Here is a 19,790-nt window from a genome sequence, read left to right as displayed (position 1 = left end):
TTACTTTTATGGTGCAACCGCACCGCCTAAGGTCAAATTCGTTGGCCACTTTGTCACTCGATTTCCTCCCAAGAAGATGTTGCCTTTGACTGTCATGGTGTCAGGAAATGTTGTGACCTTTGAACCTCCTATATAGAGGTTACCATCCACCACCAATCCTTCTGGTAGTTCGGTCAATGGTGTCCGAATGACGCTCAAGTCGCCTTTTACTCTTAGTCTTGCTGGTAGGTTAGCTAACGGGGTATCGGTTAAATTCAAATAACCACCCAGTTTTACACCGCGAGGCCAGCGTTCAACTTTACTACCAAGTAAATTTGCATAGCCTTTAATTTTAACTCCTGGTCTTATCGTTTTGAGGGCGCTATTCGTTGCTTCAAGGCTGCCTTGAACATCGAGTCCTTTAGGAAGTTTAGTAATCGGTGTCTGGGAAATATTGAGGTTTCCTTTTACGACAAGACCATCAGGTAGGGTCGTATAGGGCTTGTTGCGGAGATCGATATTACCGTAGTTGTCGGTATGACCGAATTTAGCATAGTAATCAAGCTCGTAAGCGATAGAAGAGCTCGAGAAAAACACCAGAGCTAATAAAAGAGGAAAAATGCGCATAGCAGCCACAGTATTGGTAAAAGCGAGAAAAGGATAACGTAAAGCTTGGGGGGCTGCTACCTATCCATGTCTCAAGAATATGAGATGCTGCCAAGAACTGAAAGCACTTCTTTGTTAGTTTTATGGCTCTTCATTAAGGGGATATTCATGAATGTAAGATCGATTTCTGTTTTGCTTGCAAGCGTTGCTGCTGTTTTATCAAGTTTTGCGATGGCGAAATCCTATAGTACGCCAGATTCAAAAGCGTTAGTGGTGGCAGACGGTAAGCTAGGGCAGCGTGTTTGTTACTATGACGACAAAGCCTACACTACTGGGGCAGTGCTAAACGTAGATGGGGTGCTACTGATGTGTACCGATGAAAATGATTTTGAAACTAATGGCTCGTTGAAGTGGGTTGTGTTTCAGAAAGACAAGAAATAGATAGGTTCATCAGAGATCAAAAAAGCGAGCTGGATGCTCGCTTTTACCTATCTAACGATGAAATATCGACGATTAACGCGCTAGAGAGCGAGTCTTAAGTTCGAAGATTAGCTTTTCAGCGCTTACTTCAAATTTGAATCGAGCAGTAAGCTCTTTCGAATCTTCCGTTAGTTCAGAAACGTTGTATTCAACGCCTGCACAAACTTGTTTTGCTAGTTCGATGTATTTCGCCAACTCAGCTTCAAGTGCTGCTTTAGTCTCTGCGAAAATCGTTACGTCAGCGACATCGTCGCCTTCTTTGATGATAAAACCCATTTCACCAGCGCAACCGCAAGCTTCACATACTTGGTTTTCTTCTAATCCGACACTCATAACGAATCCTCTTGTAAATACTGTCAGTATTCTATCAGGTATTTGATCTCTATCTACAAAAATGAATGATTTTGGATAAAAAAAGGACAGTATGCTATGTTGTTAATGGAGGGTTAACTAATTTTATTAGAACTTCCTTAAGGAAATTAGTGTGATATGTATCAATATTTAAAATCAATTAACCTAGATATTCGTGAGATTTCTGTCAGGTGAGTTGAACTGGGGTTCAATTTATAAGACTATTTCCGGATTAATTATTTTTACATAATTATCATTCTTAGCCTGAGAATAGTTTCGATGAATGATTTGGTGCAAGGTTTTGATGGAGTGGACTTTTCGCCATATTTTGAGTCACATGTATTGACAGAAATATCACTGTAAATTGCACGTTACGCAGTGCAGTTTAGTTATGATTGGTCCTCTAACTTTGATGTTTGAGGTATACAGTACATAATGCTGAGGATGATTTTCATTCTGGCCTCATTTAATTGTGAGTTAGATGGATTTACAAAGAGAAGAGCTTAAAATATGCCAAAGCGTAGTAAAGAAGATACCGAAATCACTATCCAGAAGATCATGGATGCCGTTGTTGATCAGCTTCTGAGACTTGGTTATGACAAAATGTCTTACACCACGTTAAGCCAGCAGACAGGTGTATCGCGTACAGGTATTAGCCACCATTTCCCTAAGAAAACGGACTTTACCGCCGCTTTAGACGGTCGTATTTTCAAAATGTTCGTTGAACATCTAGAATTCGATAAAGGTCTAGAAGCGTTTTCAAAGAGCTGGATCACGGCTCTAGAAGACTCTGAATTCTTAGCGATTTTGCGTCTATTATTCCACCATATTGTTACTTCTGAGAGCGCGCACGAGTTTGCGGCAAACGGCATTGATCGTTTGTACAAAATGGCTGAGAGCCAGTTTGGCGTAGGCAGTGACAAAGAGCTAGAGTGGTTGATTGGTCGCTCATTGATCCAAATGAGCAAGTAACACCACAGTAAATAGCTAAAACCAAGAGGCTGTTTGGCTCTTGAGTATGTTTAGACCTGATTTCAAAGTGTTTGAAGTCAGGTCTTTTAATTTCTTTATGTTGGTGTTTAGCCAACGTTTTTGCTTTCTATCTTTCTCATTAAACGCAGCATGTTTGATGGCATTAACCTTTCCTATCTCCTCTAGACTTCACCCCATCATCTCTTTTCTTTGCTGCCTATCGAGTCGAAGATCTTCATACATTGACAGCAGGAATGTAATGTATGTATGGCGTCAGACGATGAGTTCATTTACAAATTTGCGTCGTCATTTATTCCTTTTTTCAAAATAATCTTACTGTCTGTTTTGTTATTTTTGTGTCATAGAGAGTTATCGAGCGCAAAGAATTCATGCACTTCGGTTGGAAACTGCGCCAATCTGTTCTTATGCTGAATAATAACCTCAAGTTATTAACGAAGTGGAACATGGCTAAAGATCTATTCTCAACTCTTGACTTAAACCTGCTCAGGACATTCATCATTCTTCATCAAGAGCGCAATATGCGGCGCGCTGCTGAACGTTTGTTTGTTTCCCAACCCGCCGTGAGCAAAGCGCTACAAAGATTGCGTGATCATTTTGAAGATGAGCTTTTTGTGAAAACTCACCATGGTTTGCGAGCAACCGAATATGCCAATGATCTTGCAGAGAGCTTAGCGCCTTTGTTGGATGATATTTCCATAACGTTAAATGGTTCCAAGGCATTTAACCCATTGGAAATGAACGGCACGGTAAAGATCGCTCTGGCACCATTTATTCTTAGTTCTTACGCGAGTGAGATCTTTCAAGCCATCAGGCAAGCTGCCCCTCATGTCCAAATTCATTTGCTGAATTGGTCTCGCTCAACCATGGAAGAGATCATCAAGGACGAAGTTGTGTTAGGAGTTAATTACGAAATAAACCATGCACCCAAAGAGCTTCTGACTAAAATGATCGTTAAAGATGAATTCTGTGCTTATGTGCGAAAAGATCATCCTCTGCAAGGTCACCGACTGCAGATATCTGATTGCAATGATCTAGAATTTGCAACTGTCATCGCTGCTGACTGGAACTCGAACATTTCTTTTTCAGAAAAGATCATGAAAATTAAAGGGGTAGAGCCAAAAATTGCTTTTAGATCAGAGCTTCCATCAGCCATCATCGACGTAGTCGCAAACTCAGATATGGTGTTTCCTGCATCAAAAACCGTCAATGTCGATAAACTTTATAAGCTACGTAGGTTGGATATTGAGTTGGATGGCATGGTGATAGAACCGTGTTTGCACGCTTACTTCCATCATAAGAATCGTCGCAACGAAACCGTGCACTGGTTACGTAATATCGTGACCGAAGTGATCATTAGTCACCTCGAACGCCCTCAAGAACAATAATAACCATCGGTTCCCGCCGTTAATGGCGGGTTTCTTATAAGCGATTAGAGCAATAAAACACCGCTCAATATACTTCTCTTCATCGGGCAGGGAGTCCACTGAATCTGCAAGAGGCAGCCCTGAATTTCGACAAATTAAGAGAGTAAATCATGAAAGTTAAATTACTAAGTGCAGTTATCGCAGCGTCTTTTCTAGCCGGTTGTTCATCATCTGGTTCTTCGGACTCCCCAAGTGAGCCTGCAGGAGTTGCATCGGTACAAACCTTCGAAGGTGAGCACTTTGATGGCATGGCAATTCAAGGTGACAACGGCGAATACAACACAGTAGCTATTCGCGGCGTAGAAGGTAACACCGTATTCAACGTTGGCGGTGAGCTGTACTTCACTGACGGCGATGTGGTGAAAGACGCTTCTGGTAACGTAGTTGGTAACATTGAAGTTCGCAATAATGAATTGGTGTTTGTGAATGACAAAGGCTTTATTCACTTATCTGTTGACGATGGTCGTCTAGTAGTCGAAGAGGTAAAACCTAAGATCGAGCATCCTATTGAAGAAGATGTAGATCCTGGTTACGGAGGCGGCGTTGTTCCTACATATGGTGACATCATCGAGCTTGAAGGCGCTGCGGTTATCGTTGGTGATAATGGCAACCATGTGTTTATCAGTAAAGACGAAACAGACACGATAAACATTGCCGTCGGTGATTCGGGTGCCTCTTACACCGTTAATGGTAGTGAGATTCGAAATGAAGACGGTGAGGTTGTCGGACACACTTCAAAAGAGGGTGATAACTACATCGTACGCTTAGAAGATGGTACAGAAGTCGTATTCCGTAATGAAGATGGTCGTTTATTCGCAGGTGTTACGAACCGCCCGGATATTAGCCATCCAATTGAAGGTGTGCCAATGCATCCAATTGAACTGCCGTCGCCAGTTAACCCAATCGAGCCGGAAATTGGTCACCCGATCGAAGGTCCAGTAAATCTTCCTGCAAATGAGTTAACCAAAGAACAGCGTGCAGAGCTGAAACAAAAGGTTCAATCTCTGTCACAAGAGCAACGTCAGCAAATAAAAAGAGCGATTCGCGACCGCGTTGAGCGTTCGTAAGCTAATCGCATAAGGGTAAGTAGCAAGGAGCCGCTTGAATAAAGTGGCTCCTTTTTTGTTTTAACTCTTCTTCACAGGTCTCCCCAATGAATAAATCTTTGACATTGCTTTGCGCGCTCTTTGCTGTCCCGTGTTTTTCCGCTGACTATAAAATGCCAGAGTTTGGATTGGACGTATCCAATACAGATGATGAATGGATTGTCACTGCCAGCGGCTACTTACAAGCAACGGAAGAGTGGAATATTTCAGCGGAAATCGACTCGACTGGTTACCTAGAACTTGGGACTGGATATGGTGTCATGCTGGGACAGTTTTATACCGAGGCTTTTGTGAGTTACGGACGTGCTGATTTGTTTGATGTGTATGACGCCGGCGTATTTACTGGAACAGCGTTGGGTGAAGATTGGATGGTTTATGCCAATAGCTCTCACGAATGGAGAAAAAGTGCTATTGGTAAGTCATTTCCGGCATTCGAAAATACAACAAGAGAATGGAGAAACACCATCGGGGCAAGTTATACACCAATTGAATTTGTCAGCCTCGGCTATGCTTATAACTACGATAAAAAGCTCACGGAGGGCGGTCATCGTACAAACCATGAAGTGCGAATTACATTAAAACCAAAGTGGGTTGAACCTTACGTGAAATACACATTTGGTGAACATAGAGTCTCTCCAGGTTCCACGAAGGTAAGTGAAGAAAATAGTGTGGAGCTAGGCGTTAACTTCAACTTTTAAGGAGTCGATATGAACATACAATCAACGATGATTGAATACGCAGTGGCGATTATGGGGTTGCTCTTGACGGGAATCACCCTCTAAGCCGGAAGCTTAGAGGGTTTAGTATATTAACGATTGATATTGTAGCGAGCCATTGCTGCTTCTTCTGTTGTCACGACTGTTTTACCGATCGGAGCTAGAGAGATAACCGCAAGTTTCAGGTGTTGAAGGGCAAACGGGATGCCGATGATGGTGACAAAGCACGCTACGGCCGAAAGTACGTGACCGATTGCCAACCAGATACCTGCAAACACAAACCAAATTACGTTACCAATGACACCAAGTGGGCTCGTGCCTATGTCCATTTCATTGGTTAATTCATCTCGTGAGACTGCTTCTTTACCGAATGGGAAGAACGAGAAGTTCCCCATTACAAAACAAGCGCGTCCCCATGGAATGCCGATGATGCTGATGAATGCTAGAAGTCCAAAGAACCACCATAGCAAACCCATGAATACGCCACCGAATACAAACCAGATGATGTTGCCGAGTGTTCTCATTTAAAACCCTTTTTGATTTATAGCGTTGTGTTAAGTATGTCACACGAATCTTAACAGAGGATGAATGGACACACTTTATCTTAAATAAGCAATCATTGATGAGAACACAGATTTAATACAGGTACTAGACCGCATGAGATGGAGTAAAGAAAAGGCTCTCAAGGAGAAATGTCGAGAGCCTTTCAGGTTAGGCAGTAGCTAAGTTCAAGCGAGGGACTGGCTTGTCATTGATTGGCAGGTGAATCAGTGCTGCAATAAATGCTAATACAACGGTTGACCACCAGATTGGGTCGTACGAACCGTAGTAATCGTAAATACGACCACCAACCCAAGCTCCTAAGAAGCTACCTACTTGGTGCGTAAAGAACACCAAGCCATACAAGGTGGAAAGGTAACGAGCTCCAAAGATTTGACGAACTAAGCCGGAAGTCAGTGGCACTGTGCCTAACCAGCAAAAGCCAATTGCACCACCAAAGATAGCAGCGGTGTGTTCGGTGACAGGTAGCGTCACAAAAGCACCGATTACGACTGTGCGCATCAAATAAAGTGCAGACATAACATGACGCTTGTTAAAGCGGTCTGCCATTACACCCCAGAAGTACGAGCCAAAGATGTTGAAAATACCGACGTACGCTAGCGCCATTGCCGCCGTTGATGCCGGTAAATCTTTATCGGCTAAGTAACTCGGCAGGTGAGTCGCGATGAACATTACGTGGAAACCACAAACAAAGAAGCCAGCATGGATTAGCCAATAGCCTTTATGTGAAAAGGCTTCTTTCAATGCTTCTTTTAGAGTTTGTGTGTCTTCTTGAGCATTAGTTGCATTGCTCGCTTGTGGTTTCGCCGTTCTCATGAACAGTGCAAACATGATCATAAAGCTACACAGTACAGCGAATGCTTGAAGCGCGCCTTGCCAGCCAAAATCACTCAACAGCGCTTGGGCACCTGGGATCATGGCGAACATACCGAATGAACCTGCGGCTGTTGTCAAACCAAATGCTTTCGCAGCATGTTGCGCAGGGACGACCTTTGCAACGGCACCTAGCACGATCACGTAACTGGTCGCGCTCAGACCAAAACCGACCAAAACACCAAGTGACAGGTACATCATGGCTGGTTCAACTGCGATAGAAGTCAGGTAGAGACCCAAAGCGTAAGAAATGGCACCTAAAATGATAATACGCTTCGCGCCCCAACGATCTGAAGCCATACCAACAAACGGTTGGAACACACCAAACAACAAGTTTTGCAATGCAATAGCAAAGCTAAAGAACTCGCGACCAGTGTGAAAGTAGTCTGAAATTGGCATCATGAAAATGCCGAAAGATTGTCTGATCCCTAGACAAATAATCAAAATCCCTATTCCAAGCCAAACAAGAATTGGAAATCGGAAAATACTCATAATTTGCTCTTATTAATGATGGTGGTGATGAGAATGATCATGATGCTCGCCGTCGCCTGTGGTTTGGTGACAGCCGCTGTTGATGGCTTGCTCTGCTAATATTTCCAGCAACCTAGGAGAGTGATGGACGATAACTAAAGATAGCCCCAACATGACGGACATTCTCAGCACCTGAGCGAAAATGGATTGAGAAAAAAGCATGCATTGCGCTCAAGTAGAAAAATGAGCGCGAAGTGTAGAGATAATTGTCTAGCGAGACAAATTACAAAAAGTGAATAGAGGTATGCGTTCTATGCATACCTCTATAATATTTCGTTTATAGCTTTTGTTCTGCAGTTATTAGGGGGACGCGGGTAGAGACTGCGTGTAAGGCAATGTTGTGGATCATTTCGTCAACCGTTGTGCAGCAGTCCATAAGAATTGAGACATCATACTTTTCTGCCACTTTAGAAATCGCAGTATGAGTGACACAGTTTTGCGTCATCATACCGCATACCAATAGTTCTGTTACCCCATGTTTTTGCAGCACTTCTTCAAGGTTTGTTTGCTCAAAGCTGTCTGCAAAGTGCTTGATAACTACATCTGCACTCGGCGCCAGCGCTAAGATCTCAGGGTGAATATCAGCACCTTCGGATCCCTCATTAAAGAAAGGTGCAATACCCATTGCCGGATCCGCAATGTGCTGAATATGAATGATAGGAATATTTTTCTCATTCGCTTTAGCAATTGCGCTCTTGATGTTGTTTAGTGTTGCTTCTGTATTCCATAGAGGAAATTTACCGTTTGGGAAGTAGTCGTTTTGTAGATCGATAACAAGAAGTGCTGCTTGGCTCATGGTGTTTTCCTTTTGTTTTCAGTGAATGTATTGCTTTGGTATGGGAGCTATTATGCGTGCTTTCTTTTATCTTGCTCAGTATCTAAAATGACAAAAAATAGGTTAAAAACGACAATTGGAATGAACAAGATAAACATTGCTATTGTGAACTATCCGGGGGCTTCAAAAGCGTCAGTCTATGGTTTGCAGGAGCTGTTTGAGATGGCAAGCCGCGCTGCGATTGAGTTGGGTGCTGAATGCCGCTTTGATGCAGACATCATTGATTGGCAAGAAGACGTTATTCGAGCCGGTGATTTCACGGTCGTCATATTGCCGCCAAGCGGCGCGGAGCAATATTATCTTTCGCCAAGTGAGGCGTTAACATCTTGGCTGTTTGAGCAACACAAAGCAGGAGCGGTTGTTACGTCTGCATGTGCCGGGGCTTTTGTTCTCGCTCAAGCTGGTTTGTTGAACAACAAAGCGTGCACGACACACTGGGGGCTGGCAGGGTTATTCCGAGATAGGTTTCCTAACGTGATGCTTAAGCCTGAATCCATCCTTATCAACGAGGGCAGTGTCATCACAGCTGGTGGCATGATGTCTTGGCTCGATTTAGGGTTGGAGCTGGTATCTCAGCTAAGCACGCCTTCGGTGATGCGGTTATTGGGAAAGATGCTGGTGGTTGATACTGGTGCCAGAGAGCAACGTTTTTATCAGCAATTCATGCCTAATTTTCAACACGGCGATAGTGCCGTTCTTAGTGCTCAGCACTACATGGCCGATCATTTCTCCCATGTGATTTCAAACCAAGCTCTATCGGAGATCAGTTGTTTAACTGAGCGCACGCTTCAGAGACGTTTCCAAAAAGCGACAGGTTTGAACTTGAATCAGTATCTACAACACCTCCGGGTACAAAAAGCATGTGACTTGCTGGAATCAAGCAACCTCGCTTTTGAGGCGATTGCTTATCACGTGGGGTATCAAGATGCGAGCGCGTTTCGAAAAGTATTCATTAAAACCATGGGACTGGCACCCAAAGCATTCCGCGCTCGTTTTAGTGCTTAATTAACGACGTGCTACGTGTTCGATATGAAGGCAGAGCGCTTCTGCAAGTTGATGACTAGCAATGTTGCGCTGGACAATTTCAGTGGCGACTTTACCTGACTGAATGACGTTAAACCAATCAAGCAACATAGAGTGGAAACCTTTACTGGTCAGCATTGGCGTCCAATCTTTCAAGCTGAGCTTTTGCTCTTGATTGTCTTGCCACATTTTCCCTTCAACAAATGAATCAAATTCAATCGCTTTATTTGAATAGCAAGCTTGGACTCGCTCCGTTGTGATACCAAAATGGCGGTTCATTGATGCGTGAAACAGTGTCTCACCATGCTGCCATTGGATATCTAAACGAGCCAGTTGGTCGCCTTCCATTTGGTGCGTAATGTAAGCGTCTTGTAGATCTGCTTTGGTCGTAATGTTCACGCTATCGAGAGGGTGGATAAAATCATCGAAAATGAAGGTACGAATATCCCCCGGTAATTGATGACGATTCTTCTCCCAACGTATTGATTTCAAGCCTGAAAGTTCGCCTTGCTGTACGCCCGGCATATGCTGATTGTAGAGCGGAATGTGACGGCGATTGAAACCGACATACAAAGGCTGATTCACGCGTTCTGCTAGTTCGTATAGCTTTTCCACCTCAGCAGCGCTGTCCGCCAAAGGTTTGTCAACAAATGTCGGGATGCCTTGTTCTAAAAAGAAAGATGCGATTTGAGGGTGAATGCTCGTCGCTGCATGAATCATTACTGCATCCACACCCATGCCAACCAACTGTTGGTAGTCCTGACAGGTTTCTGTGATGCGATATTGTTGAGCCAGTGTGTTAAGTGTATTTGCGTTACGAGTACAAAATACCAGTTCAACATTTGGAATCTGGGTGATAACAGGAAGGTAGGCTTTTTGAGCAATGTCGCCCAAGCCAATGATGCCAATTTTCATTTGGCTCTACTTTGTTCGTTGACGGGATAAACATTATAACGAGAACCTGTTGGATTTCTGAGAGCAAAAGGTCATAAAAAAGCCTGATTCATATGAATCAGGCTTTATCGTGCTGTTTGATACTAAGATGTTCTGCAGGTTTTAAAGATATCCAAATCTCCATCATAAGCATCGGTTTCTACGTCCATGATGCCGAGTAAAGAGTGGAATACATTATCGTGAGAGTGCGTCGCGGTTTGTTGCGCCTCTTGTTCCAAACAATCAGTATTGATGTGTTTAGCTTGCTTAAAGCCCGGAGACATCCAAAGTATCATAGGAACACGCTTTTGGAAATCAGGTGCCAATCCGTAAGGCATGCCGTGTAAGAACAAGCCATTTTCACCTAAAGACTCACCGTGATCAGAAACATAAATCATGGCCGTATTGTATTTGTCTTCTAGCGCTTTCAATTTCGCTATAGTTTGATCCAAAACGAAGTCCGTGTAGCGAATAGTATTGTCATAAGTATTGACGATTTGTTCAACGCTACAGTTTTCGATGTCTGCACGAGGGCAGTCTGGCTGGAAGAAGGCTTTGTCTTTTGGATAGCGTTGGAAATACGTTGGACCATGACTACCAATGAGATGCAGCGCAACAAGGCGGTTACCTTTCATGCTTGCGATTTGATCATCTAGGTTATTTAGCAATGCGATGTCATAGCAAGTGCTGCCGTTGCACTGTTCATTTTTCTGGCTGCGGTCCACATCCATCTTATTGATCTTATGCGCGACGCCTTTATCTCCGCCGTCATTGTCTTTCCACATCAAATCAATGCCAGCACGTTGCATTATATCCAAAGCATTGTCTTGGTTATCTGCTGTACTACGATCGAAGTCGCTACGAGGCAGTTGCGAAAACATACAAGGAACGGAAACCGCTGTTGCTGTACCGCAAGAGGAAACGTCTTGGAATGAAATGACGTCTAGCTTGCTGGTGTATGGGTTGGTTTCGCGATCGTAACCGTTGATTTGGTAGTTTTGAGTACGCGCAGTTTCTCCTAATACGAAGACAACCAGAGTAGGCTTCTCTTTGGCTTGTTCTAAAGCTAGCTGAGATTGCTTAGCATCAGTGCCAATCTCACGGTATGGTTGTGGTGTTGTCAGGTAGGTTTCTTTGACATAACTAGAGATCGCATACACGTACTGAGTAGGGATAATGATTTTCTTTAGGTAGCTATTATTACGACCAACGGATGCGTAGTCTTGGTAATACAAACCAGCAATCACGGCAATGATCACTAAAGAAGCAAGCATTGAGACGATTTTAGTTAATGTGAATCTTAGCCAGTTTCCTTTTAGCGATTGAAACTTCACTTTAAAGACAAGTAATGCAGGAAGTACCCCCATCAAAACTGTCCAGATCAACGAGTAAGCGCTGAAGTAGGAACTTGCTTCACTGGTATCAGTTTCGACAATATTGGTGATCATGTCGGTATCGAAGAGTGTACCGTAGTTGTAGCTCGCGTAGCTCACGATACCAGAGGTGATCAGCAATAACATAAAGAATGGCTTACTGATCCAAGGCCAACTGAACAAGTTGAATAAGAAGTTCAGCGCGGCAAAAAAGAAGATGGGAATGGTAATAATGAAACCGATCTTAACTTGATCGAGATTAGTAAGGATGTGAACCAATTCCTTGTAAATGGGGATGTTCACCACAAGGGCGAAATACAAGGCGAGTAAAAGCGTAAAGGTAACGTAAGAGAGACCTTTCGTTGGTAGTTCAATTGTCTTCATAATTGACGCACTTCGATGTAACTAAATTAAAATCGACGCCCAAACAAATAGGGCGAGAGCAAGCGCAACGAATACTGCTGCGGAACCAATGTCCTTGGCTCTTCCACTGAGTTCATGCCAGTCATCACTGACACGATCGACAACCGCTTCGATGGCGGAATTAATCAATTCAACTATTACAACCAGCAGTAAGCTGCTGATCATCATTGTCCGTTCAAGCATGGTGACGGGAAGCAAGAATGCAGCGATAGAGAGCACTAACGTCAGTACTAACTCTTGTCTAAATGCTGCTTCGTTAATCCATGCTGCTTTCAATCCTTGAAGTGAATAGCCGGTTGCGTCCAATATCCGGCGAATGCCTGTTTTTCCTGGTTTCAAAATGGGGCCTATACTGCTGAGCCAAAAAAGAAGGGGTGCTTGAGGGATAAGCATCCCCCTGATAAAAGAAAAGGCATCAAATTGCGAAAGTTGAGAGTAATAGGTCGAGCGTGAAACATTTGTGAAAAAGAAGTCGCCTGACCATTATTTTATGCCATTGATGCTCATTTATACTTTATGAATCAAGGTCGTAAACCGTATAGCCTTTATTTGCTAGGCATTTACGTAGTACAAGCGATTGGGTTTTGGTTGAGTCATTTGCACCGCCAAGCGCACCTGCGCCAGCACCGACAGCTGTTCCAGCTACTGCACCTACAGCAGCACCACCGATCCCATCTTCGAGTGCGCCAGCTACGGCACCAACGAGAGCACCCGTTACAGCCCCATTTTTCGCTTCAGCTTTTGCTGCTTCGCCTTTGTCGACTTTTTCGGCATAGCCTTGGCAATAAGCGAAGTCTTGTTCGTATTGAGCTTGATCGACATTGGTCATATCAACGACAGGCTTTTGGTTATAGGCACAAGCAGCAAGCGTGGAAGAAAGGGTGAGAAGAACAAGAGGTTTATACATTTGGTGATCCATTATTGCTGTGAAATAATGGATTAAATGTACACTGTTTTATTGTTGTGCTCTGTCTATCGAATGTATTGAAGTGTCGTGTTTTGTAACAGCTCTGATGAGGTTATTGATAAGTTTATGATTTTATTTTTGAAAGCAAACGGTGAAGCAGGCACCGCCAAGAGGGCTGTGAGAGACAGATACAGAACCGTCTTGCAAATCGACGATTTGTTTTACGATTGCAAGCCCTAAACCGAAGCCACTGGTGCTTTTGTTTCGAGATTTATCTGCACTGTAAAAAGCATCAAACAAGTGAGGCCAATCTTTTTCCTCAATACCACAGCCATCGTCATGAATTTGAATGCAGCATTGGTCAGGAGTTTCAACCAGCTCCAAAACAATCTCGCTCTCAGCATAACGCATCGCATTGCGCAGTAGGTTATCCAGCGCACGTTTGAGTAACTTTGGATCAGCGTTGACAACAACACCCTGTGACTCGGCATCATCGATCACAATGGATAGAGAGGTATCTCGTTGCCATTTAGGGAGGAGCGATTGAAGAAAGTGAGACAATACAACGGTTGACGTTTGTATCTCAGAATTTGGGCGTTCCATTTTGGCGTAATAGAGCAGTTCTTCGACCATTTTTTCCATGTCGTCAATATCTTCTACGATGCTATCGACGTATTTTTGTTGATGCTCATTTAATGAAGCATCCGCCAGAAGATCGGCTTGCCACTGAAGTCGAAAGATTGGTGTTCTTAGCTCATGAGCAACAGCATTGGTTAGCATTTTGTTGCTCGTAATAAGACGAGAAACCTTTTCTGCCATATGGTTAAAGCTTTTGTTCAATGTTCCCACCGACTTCGCGCTGGAGGTATCGGCGCGAGCATTAAAATCACCGGATGCAAAATCCATCGTAACCTTCTCTAAAGCTCTTACGCGGCGGCTTAAAAACCAAATCAGCAAAACACAATACAGTGCAAATCCAGCGAGGAAGAACAGCCAAACAATGTTATCGTCAAAATTAATGGCTTGAATGATTGGGCTATTGGGGTTTTGGCTCAATCTAAATACTGGGGAGCCCGGCTCAAAGCGAAACCAAAGGTCGCGATCTTCATCAAATTTGGTATTGACGGAAGGATCTTCATCGAAGGCTGACTGAATCTCTGGAGGGAGGTTCGTCATCTTTTGCGCGATCAACAACATATGGCTAGATGAGGCGAACTTCTCCAATTGTTGAATGGTGTAGTCCTCACCTTTCTCGCGATAAATCGGATAAATAAGTTCGTGGAAAGCTTGCGCTTCATGTTCTTCTAGTAGGTAGTCGTAGTCTGTGTTTAGTTGATAAACAATGATTTCATAACCAGCTAAGCTAGCGACAAAAAGAATAATCAGACCTAAGAAGCTTTCCAGATAAATACGTTTCATTACGCATTCCAAGCATCAGGCATAAACAAGTAGCCTTTACCACGCACAGTGATGATCTTTTGTGGTGGAGTGGTGCTGTCGCCCAGTTTTTTGCGTAAGGTAACGATGCGGTTGTCGATAGTACGGTCAGTGCCGTCATATTCGATACCACGTAAGGTTTTTGTTAGCCACTCGCGAGAAAGAGTTTGTTCAGGGTGGTTTGCGAGGACCCAAAGTAAGTCAAATTCACCATCGGTTAGGGCAATGAGCTCCTGATTTAGAGCACAAGCCTTACGTAGGCGGTTAAGACATAGTAACCCCACTTCTAGACAAGTATCGGAATCAGATGTCGTTACCTCCTTACGACGCAACAGCATGCGGATCCGCGCAAGCAAAACTCGTGGTTTGATTGGCTTGTTTACGAAGTCATCGGCACCGATTTCAAGGGCAGCGACGTGGTCAAAATCATCGTCGCTAGCAGTTAGCATCAAGACTTTGCCTTTAAAGCACTCGCGAATCTGGCGGCAGACGCTCAATCCATCTTGACCAGGCAACATTAAATCAAGCAGTACGAGGTCGGGCTGAGCCTCTATAATCGCATCTGGAGCATCTGTTCCATTATCGATACAACGGACGTTGAAGCCTTGTTCAACAAAGTATTCGCTTAACATGGCTTGCAGTTTAGGATCGTCTTCAACGATGAAAATTGATTGCTTAGTGTCTTGTACATTCATGGCAGTGATGCGCTTTGTAGGAATTCTTCCTGAAACTTAAACAAATTTGTCAGTGATTTCAATAAACATCAATAGTCTTGTGGAATTTATAGACGGTAGTGATTGAACTTAACAACCAATAAAAAAAGCTCCGACGTTTATCGGAGCTTTTGAGAGTTAGAAGTCGATGCTAGCTAGCTTGAGGAGCGGGTGTCGAGTTTGTTACTTCAACTTGTTGCTCTTGTGCTTGTTTTGCAAGAAGTTCGTCTTGTTGGCGTTGATGCTCCATAATTTGTCCGTAGTTTTGCTTAAGGTATTGGAGTGTTTTAACCGCCGCGATGAAGAACACTGGCACGATCAATACGATGATCAGTACAGGGAACGCTTTAAGGATATTCAAGTCAGCATTAATCAGTAAGAAGATGATTGGTAGTGCAGTTAGCAATAAGCACCAGAACAGACGAAACATTGGGTTTACGTTTGCTTCTTCATCTAGCTGTTTAGTTGCGATGCCTGCTAGTGAATACGAGGTGCCATCTAATGTTGTTACTGTAAACAGAATCATCGTGACTAGGTAGATAGCAGTTAGCAACATTGGAATAGATGTTGAGTCAAATACTTGCTTCACCAACTCAGTTGGCTGACCTTCACCAATCAGTTTGACACCATCAACGACGCCGTTGTTTACAAGATCCATTGAGAAGGTGCCACATACACCGAAGATAACCGCAGAGCCCATTGTGCCGCCAATCACGAGGATGAGAACCACGTCTTTTAGCTTCTGACCTTGGATGATCTTAGTGATGAAGACACCTACACCCGGTGAGTAAGAAATCCAGTTCGCTAGGAAGAATACCGTCCAGTATTGAGGGAACAACGTTGTGCCATATGGATCTGTGTTGGTGCTCATGCGGATGTATTCAGTCAACATGATACCAATGCCATTGGTTAAGTTGTTCATGATCAGAGCTGATGGTCCGATGATGAAGATGATACCAACAAACGCTGCACAGATATAAATGGTTGCACTAGATAGGCGGGCCATGCCTTTCTCAATACCGATGTAAGAGCTGAGAGAGAAGATCACTGACAACCCAAGGATAACGCCAATACCCAACATTAAATTGTCTGGTATGCCTGTTAAGCTCGCTAGGTTAGAGGAAATCATCGGGATGCCCAAACCTAATGTTAATGCGGTTGCGGCAAGCGTTGTGATGATAAACAGTAGGTCAATAAACTTTTGTGCCCAAACCGGTAAACGGTCATCAAACAGTGAGTTAATGACACCACTTAAGCTCATTCGACGGCTTTTCTTTAGGTAGAATACGACGGCGAATGGGATGGCTACAATGAGGTAGATAAACCAGCCTGCAGCGCCCCAGTGGAACATGTTGTAAGCTGTAGCGTATTCCATTGCCATGGCTTTATCTGTAATACCGAACTGAGGGTCCATGAAGTAGTATACCGCTTCAATAAAGCCCCAGTACATGGTGCTTGCACCCATGCCCGCAGACAATGCCATTGCGAACAGTTGGAATTTCGTAAACTTAGGTTTGGTGTCACCCATACGAATATCGCCATATTTAGAAAAGGCGAGGAACAATAGGGCACCTGTTGCAAAAAGTGTGTACCAAAGGAAACCAGAACCGAAGTTAATGACGGTAAAATCTAGCATGCCGCTCATGGTGCTTTTTACGGCTTCTGGGTATACCACTGCAAGAATACCTAGAAGCAGTACAAATCCAAAACTGCCAAAAGTAAGTTTCCAGTCGATTTCTGAAGTATTCAATTTCATTGTGACTTTCCAATATTGTCTATTAATGAGAATACTCGGACGGCCTTGTTTATTGTCACTGACACTCAGGGTGTCTGCCTTTCTCCCGTTCCCATACGAGTAATTAGAAAGGCAGACAGTGTAGGGGTAGAGGGATGTCAGTCTTTTGCTGTCTCTGTATTAATTGTTTATGTCGTGAAGCATGCGGTTTATTCGAAAACGTACGACGCCACAGACATTTCTTTCACTTTGTCCCAATCCATTTCAACACCTAAGCCATTGCCTTCAGGAGCACGGACATAACCTTCTTTGTCGGTGCGGATAACGGTTTTCGACGCTAGCTCAAAGTCTTCGTAAGGGTAGAACTGTTCAAAGAATTTGCAGTTGTTGTGCGCAAGAGCGACGTGCAGGTTTGCGGCTTGCGTTAGCGTGTAACCCATTGATTGGATCTCTAGGTTCTTAGAGAAGCCCTCTGCAATGTGGAAGCATTTGTTTAGAGGTGTAATACCACCGCAAACCGTCGCGTCTTGGCGAATGTCAGACCACATCTCTTGTGATAAGGCATAGGTCACTTCTTGCAGTGTTAACAAGCAGTTACCATGACTAGAAATCTCAAGGTCAGTGTTTTTAACTAGGCGTTTATAAGTGTTGTAGTCGTAATCAGAAACCGGTGCTTCTAACCATTCCCAGTGGTAGCGTTCTAGGCGTTTGGCCATTGCCATTGCTTGTTCTGGCGTGTAGAAGGTTGCCGTATCAAGCATGAATCGAATGCCTGTTTTGCCGTAACGAGCCTGAACTGCGTCAACAAGGGCAACGTCCTTTTCGTACACGCAGTAGCAGTGAAGCTTGATTGCTTTAAAGCCGTGTGCAATACAGTCGTCTAGGTACGGGAAGTACTCTTCTACGGTGTCGAACATTGGCGTCGATGCGTAAGACAACATTTTGTTTCGAGCGCCACCTAAAAGCATGTAAAGAGGCATGCCCGCTTTTTTGCCTTTGATGTCCCATGCTGCAATATCAATTGGCGCTTTAGCCGGCAGACCACCCCAAGTACAACGCGCCATTAACCAGTTGTAGAGCTCTTGAGTTGCCAATGGATTTTTACCCAGTAAACCTGGAACTATGGTGCGTTGAGATTCGATAATGCAGCGGTCAAAATCGTTCTCTGTGTAGCTGATTGTTGCGCCTAACCCCTCTGTACCATCGTTACAAATTAGACGGACGATGTTATTGGTGTATAACAAAGGTTCTTGGTTATCTGCCCATGGTACAGGTGCTGCATCGCGGTCTGCTACAGCGTAAAGTTCTACACGTTCAATTTTTAGATCGGTCATTTTTCAGTCCTTACAGGCGTGAGCCATTTTTAATCATGGTGGCGCGAATCTCCGCGACATTTAAGTCACGAATCGCCGTATTTGTATCAATCGCTTGTGCAGCAGCAACGCCAGCTGCATGACCAAGCTCAAAGCATTGCGCGGTGACGCGAGCAGAAGCAAGCGCTTCGTGTTCAGCGCTCAAGCATCGACCAGCAACAATGATGTTTTCACCAACCACTGGCACTAGCGTATGGAATGGGATGTCGTAGTAATCGTTAATTAGCCAGTGCAGTTTTGGTTTATCGCCGGAGTGCAATTCAATAGGCCAAGGGGTACGGCAAATACCGTCTTCACGCTTGCGACAGTTAACAACGTCTTCATTAGTTAGCGTTTCGATACCAACAATAGAGCGCGTTTGACGAATGCCGACTTCTACACCGGTGTCGACAACGAATGCCTGTTCACAACCAGGAACAAAGTTATTCAAGAAACGGGCGTACTCACGAACTTGGCGACGACCGAACACTTCGGCTTCTGTGAAATCTTCAGGATCAATGACGTTCAGCATGCGTCCATCTTGACCTGCAAGGCGTGTCGCATTAACCATCAGCTCATTCGCGCGTGTGGTCGGAAAAATCCAAATCTTATGACGTGGCAACTGGTATTCGCCGCTTTCGTTGGCTGCAAGAATATTTTCGGTGACTTTTGGAGGGCAGATCGTGTCGTTGCCGTAGTAGTCGAGATAAGTGTCCATATCGACACCGCCAAAACGGAAGAACATGGTTGGGTTTTGAATACGACCATTGTCGCCAAAGTAATAATCCATGCCCGCACGAGCTACCACAGCAGCATCACCAGAAGCGTCGATGATCTGTTTACTTAAGATGATACTTTGCCCTGCGTTTGATTCGATGATCACGCCTTTAAATGTGTCACCTTCCATGATCACGCCAGTGACTGACGTATGGAATAGAGTTTTGACATTTGCTTGCTCTAGGAAATCATCAGCAACTTCACGCCACATCAAAGGATCGTGCGTCACTGTGTACGTTTTACCGTAACGCTGTGGAGCAGTGACACCACCTTTGTTTTCTAATGCTTGACGAAAACGTTCTGTAAAACCGAATACTACTTGTTCTGGCTGTGCATTTTCATCGTCCGATGCCATGTACATACCACAAATAGTGCCAGATAAGCCCGCGACGGCAGCACCACCGCAAAAACCGTATTTCTCAATTAACCAAGTGTTCTTACCTAGACGACCAGCCGTTTCAGCTGCGGCAACACCAGCAGGACCTCCGCCAATGACTAGCACTTCTACTTCAGCCAAAACAGGTAGATCAGGAGTGTGTTCATAACGACGGATAATGTTCCAAGATTTCATTCTTACCTCACTAATAGATGACTGATGTTCATCTGATATATCAGTTGTATGTTTTTAATATATTCGTATTTCTTTTTTTGGTACAATGGCA

Annotated in this window: 21 protein-coding genes; 6 read left to right on the top strand and 15 right to left on the bottom strand. The window is 44.0% G+C overall.

Features of this window, described 5'->3' with window-relative positions; genetic code table 11:
• Window positions 1–6: 6 nt before the first annotated feature.
• On the bottom strand, window positions 7–606 hold the full coding sequence (locus tag AACR11_RS18005) for a hypothetical protein (RefSeq protein WP_005453444.1): 600 nt from the start codon (window positions 604–606) through the stop codon (window positions 7–9).
• Between the two features lie 147 nt (window positions 607–753).
• On the opposite strand from AACR11_RS18005, the gene AACR11_RS18000 reads away from it, so the two are divergent.
• Window positions 754–1,026, top strand: coding sequence for a YnjH family protein (locus AACR11_RS18000; protein ID WP_005453446.1), 273 nt, complete (start codon window positions 754–756; stop codon window positions 1,024–1,026).
• Window positions 1,027–1,098: 72 nt separating this feature from the next.
• Here the strand turns inward: AACR11_RS18000 and AACR11_RS17995 are convergent, their stop codons facing one another.
• Window positions 1,099–1,398, bottom strand: a complete 300-nt coding sequence (locus AACR11_RS17995; protein WP_029790078.1) for a YfcZ/YiiS family protein — start codon at window positions 1,396–1,398, stop codon at window positions 1,099–1,101.
• A 528-nt stretch (window positions 1,399–1,926) separates the two neighbouring features.
• Here AACR11_RS17995 and AACR11_RS17990 point away from each other — a divergent pair.
• The 4 genes from AACR11_RS17990 to AACR11_RS17975 all read left to right on the top strand — a co-directional run bounded on the left by AACR11_RS17990 (window position 1,927) and on the right by AACR11_RS17975 (window position 5,637).
• Window positions 1,927–2,388: a TetR/AcrR family transcriptional regulator gene (locus tag AACR11_RS17990; RefSeq protein WP_029790077.1), complete on the top strand. Its 462-nt coding sequence runs from the start codon at window positions 1,927–1,929 to the stop codon at window positions 2,386–2,388.
• Between the two features lie 464 nt (window positions 2,389–2,852).
• Complete coding sequence (locus AACR11_RS17985) at window positions 2,853–3,794, top strand: LysR family transcriptional regulator (protein ID WP_029790076.1); 942 nt, start codon at window positions 2,853–2,855, stop codon at window positions 3,792–3,794.
• Window positions 3,795–3,943: 149 nt separating this feature from the next.
• The gene (locus AACR11_RS17980) at window positions 3,944–4,900 is read left to right on the top strand and encodes a hypothetical protein (protein ID WP_009696275.1); all 957 of its coding nucleotides are present in this window, start codon (window positions 3,944–3,946) and stop codon (window positions 4,898–4,900) included.
• Between the two features lie 86 nt (window positions 4,901–4,986).
• A complete protein-coding gene (locus tag AACR11_RS17975) occupies window positions 4,987–5,637 on the top strand; it encodes a hypothetical protein (RefSeq protein ID WP_029790075.1) in 651 nt (216 codons plus the stop codon).
• A 110-nt stretch (window positions 5,638–5,747) separates the two neighbouring features.
• Here AACR11_RS17975 and AACR11_RS17970 read toward each other — a convergent pair whose 3' ends face one another.
• The 4 genes from AACR11_RS17970 to AACR11_RS17955 all read right to left on the bottom strand — a co-directional run bounded on the left by AACR11_RS17970 (window position 5,748) and on the right by AACR11_RS17955 (window position 8,416).
• Window positions 5,748–6,179, bottom strand: coding sequence for a YccF domain-containing protein (locus AACR11_RS17970; protein WP_005433505.1), 432 nt, complete (start codon window positions 6,177–6,179; stop codon window positions 5,748–5,750).
• Between the two features lie 187 nt (window positions 6,180–6,366).
• Window positions 6,367–7,581 carry an MFS transporter gene (locus AACR11_RS17965; protein ID WP_029790074.1) on the bottom strand — a complete coding sequence of 405 codons (1,215 nt, stop codon included), beginning with the start codon at window positions 7,579–7,581 and terminating at the stop codon, window positions 6,367–6,369.
• A 12-nt stretch (window positions 7,582–7,593) separates the two neighbouring features.
• Window positions 7,594–7,743 (bottom strand): hypothetical protein, encoded by a 150-nt coding sequence (locus AACR11_RS17960; protein WP_009696272.1) that lies wholly within the window; start codon window positions 7,741–7,743, stop codon window positions 7,594–7,596.
• A gap of 154 nt (window positions 7,744–7,897) precedes the next feature.
• On the bottom strand, window positions 7,898–8,416 hold the full coding sequence (locus AACR11_RS17955; RefSeq protein ID WP_029790073.1) for a cysteine hydrolase family protein: 519 nt from the start codon (window positions 8,414–8,416) through the stop codon (window positions 7,898–7,900).
• Window positions 8,417–8,536: 120 nt separating this feature from the next.
• Here AACR11_RS17955 and AACR11_RS17950 point away from each other — a divergent pair, with 120 nt between their 5' ends.
• Window positions 8,537–9,460 (top strand): GlxA family transcriptional regulator, encoded by a 924-nt coding sequence (locus AACR11_RS17950; RefSeq protein ID WP_029790072.1) that lies wholly within the window; start codon window positions 8,537–8,539, stop codon window positions 9,458–9,460.
• Here AACR11_RS17950 and AACR11_RS17945 read toward each other — a convergent pair whose 3' ends face one another.
• The 9 genes from AACR11_RS17945 to AACR11_RS17905 form a co-directional block, all read right to left on the bottom strand.
• The gene (locus AACR11_RS17945; RefSeq protein WP_009703475.1) at window positions 9,461–10,393 is read right to left on the bottom strand and encodes a Gfo/Idh/MocA family protein; all 933 of its coding nucleotides are present in this window, start codon (window positions 10,391–10,393) and stop codon (window positions 9,461–9,463) included.
• A 122-nt stretch (window positions 10,394–10,515) separates the two neighbouring features.
• Window positions 10,516–12,168 carry a phosphoethanolamine transferase gene (locus AACR11_RS17940; protein ID WP_029790071.1) on the bottom strand — a complete coding sequence of 551 codons (1,653 nt, stop codon included), beginning with the start codon at window positions 12,166–12,168 and terminating at the stop codon, window positions 10,516–10,518.
• A gap of 21 nt (window positions 12,169–12,189) precedes the next feature.
• Complete coding sequence (locus AACR11_RS17935; RefSeq protein ID WP_029790070.1) at window positions 12,190–12,546, bottom strand: diacylglycerol kinase; 357 nt, start codon at window positions 12,544–12,546, stop codon at window positions 12,190–12,192.
• Between the two features lie 175 nt (window positions 12,547–12,721).
• On the bottom strand, window positions 12,722–13,114 hold the full coding sequence (locus AACR11_RS17930) for a glycine zipper family protein (RefSeq protein WP_005453491.1): 393 nt from the start codon (window positions 13,112–13,114) through the stop codon (window positions 12,722–12,724).
• 132 nt (window positions 13,115–13,246) lie between these two features.
• Window positions 13,247–14,533, bottom strand: coding sequence for an ATP-binding protein (locus AACR11_RS17925; protein ID WP_029790069.1), 1,287 nt, complete (start codon window positions 14,531–14,533; stop codon window positions 13,247–13,249).
• Window positions 14,533–15,246, bottom strand: a complete 714-nt coding sequence (locus AACR11_RS17920; protein WP_029790068.1) for a response regulator — start codon at window positions 15,244–15,246, stop codon at window positions 14,533–14,535. Before AACR11_RS17920 ends, AACR11_RS17925 begins: the two co-directional genes overlap by 1 nt.
• A 169-nt stretch (window positions 15,247–15,415) precedes the next feature.
• Window positions 15,416–17,020 (bottom strand): BCCT family transporter, encoded by a 1,605-nt coding sequence (locus tag AACR11_RS17915; RefSeq protein ID WP_005453498.1) that lies wholly within the window; start codon window positions 17,018–17,020, stop codon window positions 15,416–15,418.
• Window positions 17,021–17,208: 188 nt separating this feature from the next.
• The gene (locus AACR11_RS17910; RefSeq protein ID WP_009696264.1) at window positions 17,209–18,333 is read right to left on the bottom strand and encodes a mandelate racemase/muconate lactonizing enzyme family protein; all 1,125 of its coding nucleotides are present in this window, start codon (window positions 18,331–18,333) and stop codon (window positions 17,209–17,211) included.
• A gap of 10 nt (window positions 18,334–18,343) precedes the next feature.
• Complete coding sequence (locus tag AACR11_RS17905) at window positions 18,344–19,699, bottom strand: FAD-dependent oxidoreductase (protein ID WP_009696263.1); 1,356 nt, start codon at window positions 19,697–19,699, stop codon at window positions 18,344–18,346.
• Window positions 19,700–19,790: the final 91 nt, after the last annotated feature.

Origin of the sequence: Vibrio sp. L85, assembly GCF_963871815.1 — a bacterium.
GTDB lineage: Bacteria > Pseudomonadota > Gammaproteobacteria > Enterobacterales > Vibrionaceae > Vibrio > Vibrio harveyi.
This window is presented reverse-complemented; position numbering and strand designations above follow the sequence as displayed.

What these genes read in the sequence shown, in the direction of transcription:
- AACR11_RS18005 (WP_005453444.1), bottom strand. Translation starts at nt 606, where the DNA reads ATGCGCATTTTTCCTCTTTTATTAGCTCTGGTGTTTTTCTCGAGCTCT.
- AACR11_RS18000 (WP_005453446.1), top strand. Translation starts at nt 754, where the DNA reads ATGAATGTAAGATCGATTTCTGTTTTGCTTGCAAGCGTTGCTGCTGTT.
- AACR11_RS17995 (WP_029790078.1), bottom strand. Translation starts at nt 1,398, where the DNA reads ATGAGTGTCGGATTAGAAGAAAACCAAGTATGTGAAGCTTGCGGTTGC.
- AACR11_RS17990 (WP_029790077.1), top strand. Translation starts at nt 1,927, where the DNA reads ATGCCAAAGCGTAGTAAAGAAGATACCGAAATCACTATCCAGAAGATC.
- AACR11_RS17985 (WP_029790076.1), top strand. Translation starts at nt 2,853, where the DNA reads ATGGCTAAAGATCTATTCTCAACTCTTGACTTAAACCTGCTCAGGACA.
- AACR11_RS17980 (WP_009696275.1), top strand. Translation starts at nt 3,944, where the DNA reads ATGAAAGTTAAATTACTAAGTGCAGTTATCGCAGCGTCTTTTCTAGCC.
- AACR11_RS17975 (WP_029790075.1), top strand. Translation starts at nt 4,987, where the DNA reads ATGAATAAATCTTTGACATTGCTTTGCGCGCTCTTTGCTGTCCCGTGT.
- AACR11_RS17970 (WP_005433505.1), bottom strand. Translation starts at nt 6,179, where the DNA reads ATGAGAACACTCGGCAACATCATCTGGTTTGTATTCGGTGGCGTATTC.
- AACR11_RS17965 (WP_029790074.1), bottom strand. Translation starts at nt 7,581, where the DNA reads ATGAGTATTTTCCGATTTCCAATTCTTGTTTGGCTTGGAATAGGGATT.
- AACR11_RS17960 (WP_009696272.1), bottom strand. Translation starts at nt 7,743, where the DNA reads ATGTCCGTCATGTTGGGGCTATCTTTAGTTATCGTCCATCACTCTCCT.
- AACR11_RS17955 (WP_029790073.1), bottom strand. Translation starts at nt 8,416, where the DNA reads ATGAGCCAAGCAGCACTTCTTGTTATCGATCTACAAAACGACTACTTC.
- AACR11_RS17950 (WP_029790072.1), top strand. Translation starts at nt 8,537, where the DNA reads ATGAACAAGATAAACATTGCTATTGTGAACTATCCGGGGGCTTCAAAA.
- AACR11_RS17945 (WP_009703475.1), bottom strand. Translation starts at nt 10,393, where the DNA reads ATGAAAATTGGCATCATTGGCTTGGGCGACATTGCTCAAAAAGCCTAC.
- AACR11_RS17940 (WP_029790071.1), bottom strand. Translation starts at nt 12,168, where the DNA reads ATGAAGACAATTGAACTACCAACGAAAGGTCTCTCTTACGTTACCTTT.
- AACR11_RS17930 (WP_005453491.1), bottom strand. Translation starts at nt 13,114, where the DNA reads ATGTATAAACCTCTTGTTCTTCTCACCCTTTCTTCCACGCTTGCTGCT.
- AACR11_RS17925 (WP_029790069.1), bottom strand. Translation starts at nt 14,533, where the DNA reads ATGAAACGTATTTATCTGGAAAGCTTCTTAGGTCTGATTATTCTTTTT.
- AACR11_RS17920 (WP_029790068.1), bottom strand. Translation starts at nt 15,246, where the DNA reads ATGAATGTACAAGACACTAAGCAATCAATTTTCATCGTTGAAGACGAT.
- AACR11_RS17915 (WP_005453498.1), bottom strand. Translation starts at nt 17,020, where the DNA reads ATGAAATTGAATACTTCAGAAATCGACTGGAAACTTACTTTTGGCAGT.
- AACR11_RS17910 (WP_009696264.1), bottom strand. Translation starts at nt 18,333, where the DNA reads ATGACCGATCTAAAAATTGAACGTGTAGAACTTTACGCTGTAGCAGAC.
- AACR11_RS17905 (WP_009696263.1), bottom strand. Translation starts at nt 19,699, where the DNA reads ATGAAATCTTGGAACATTATCCGTCGTTATGAACACACTCCTGATCTA.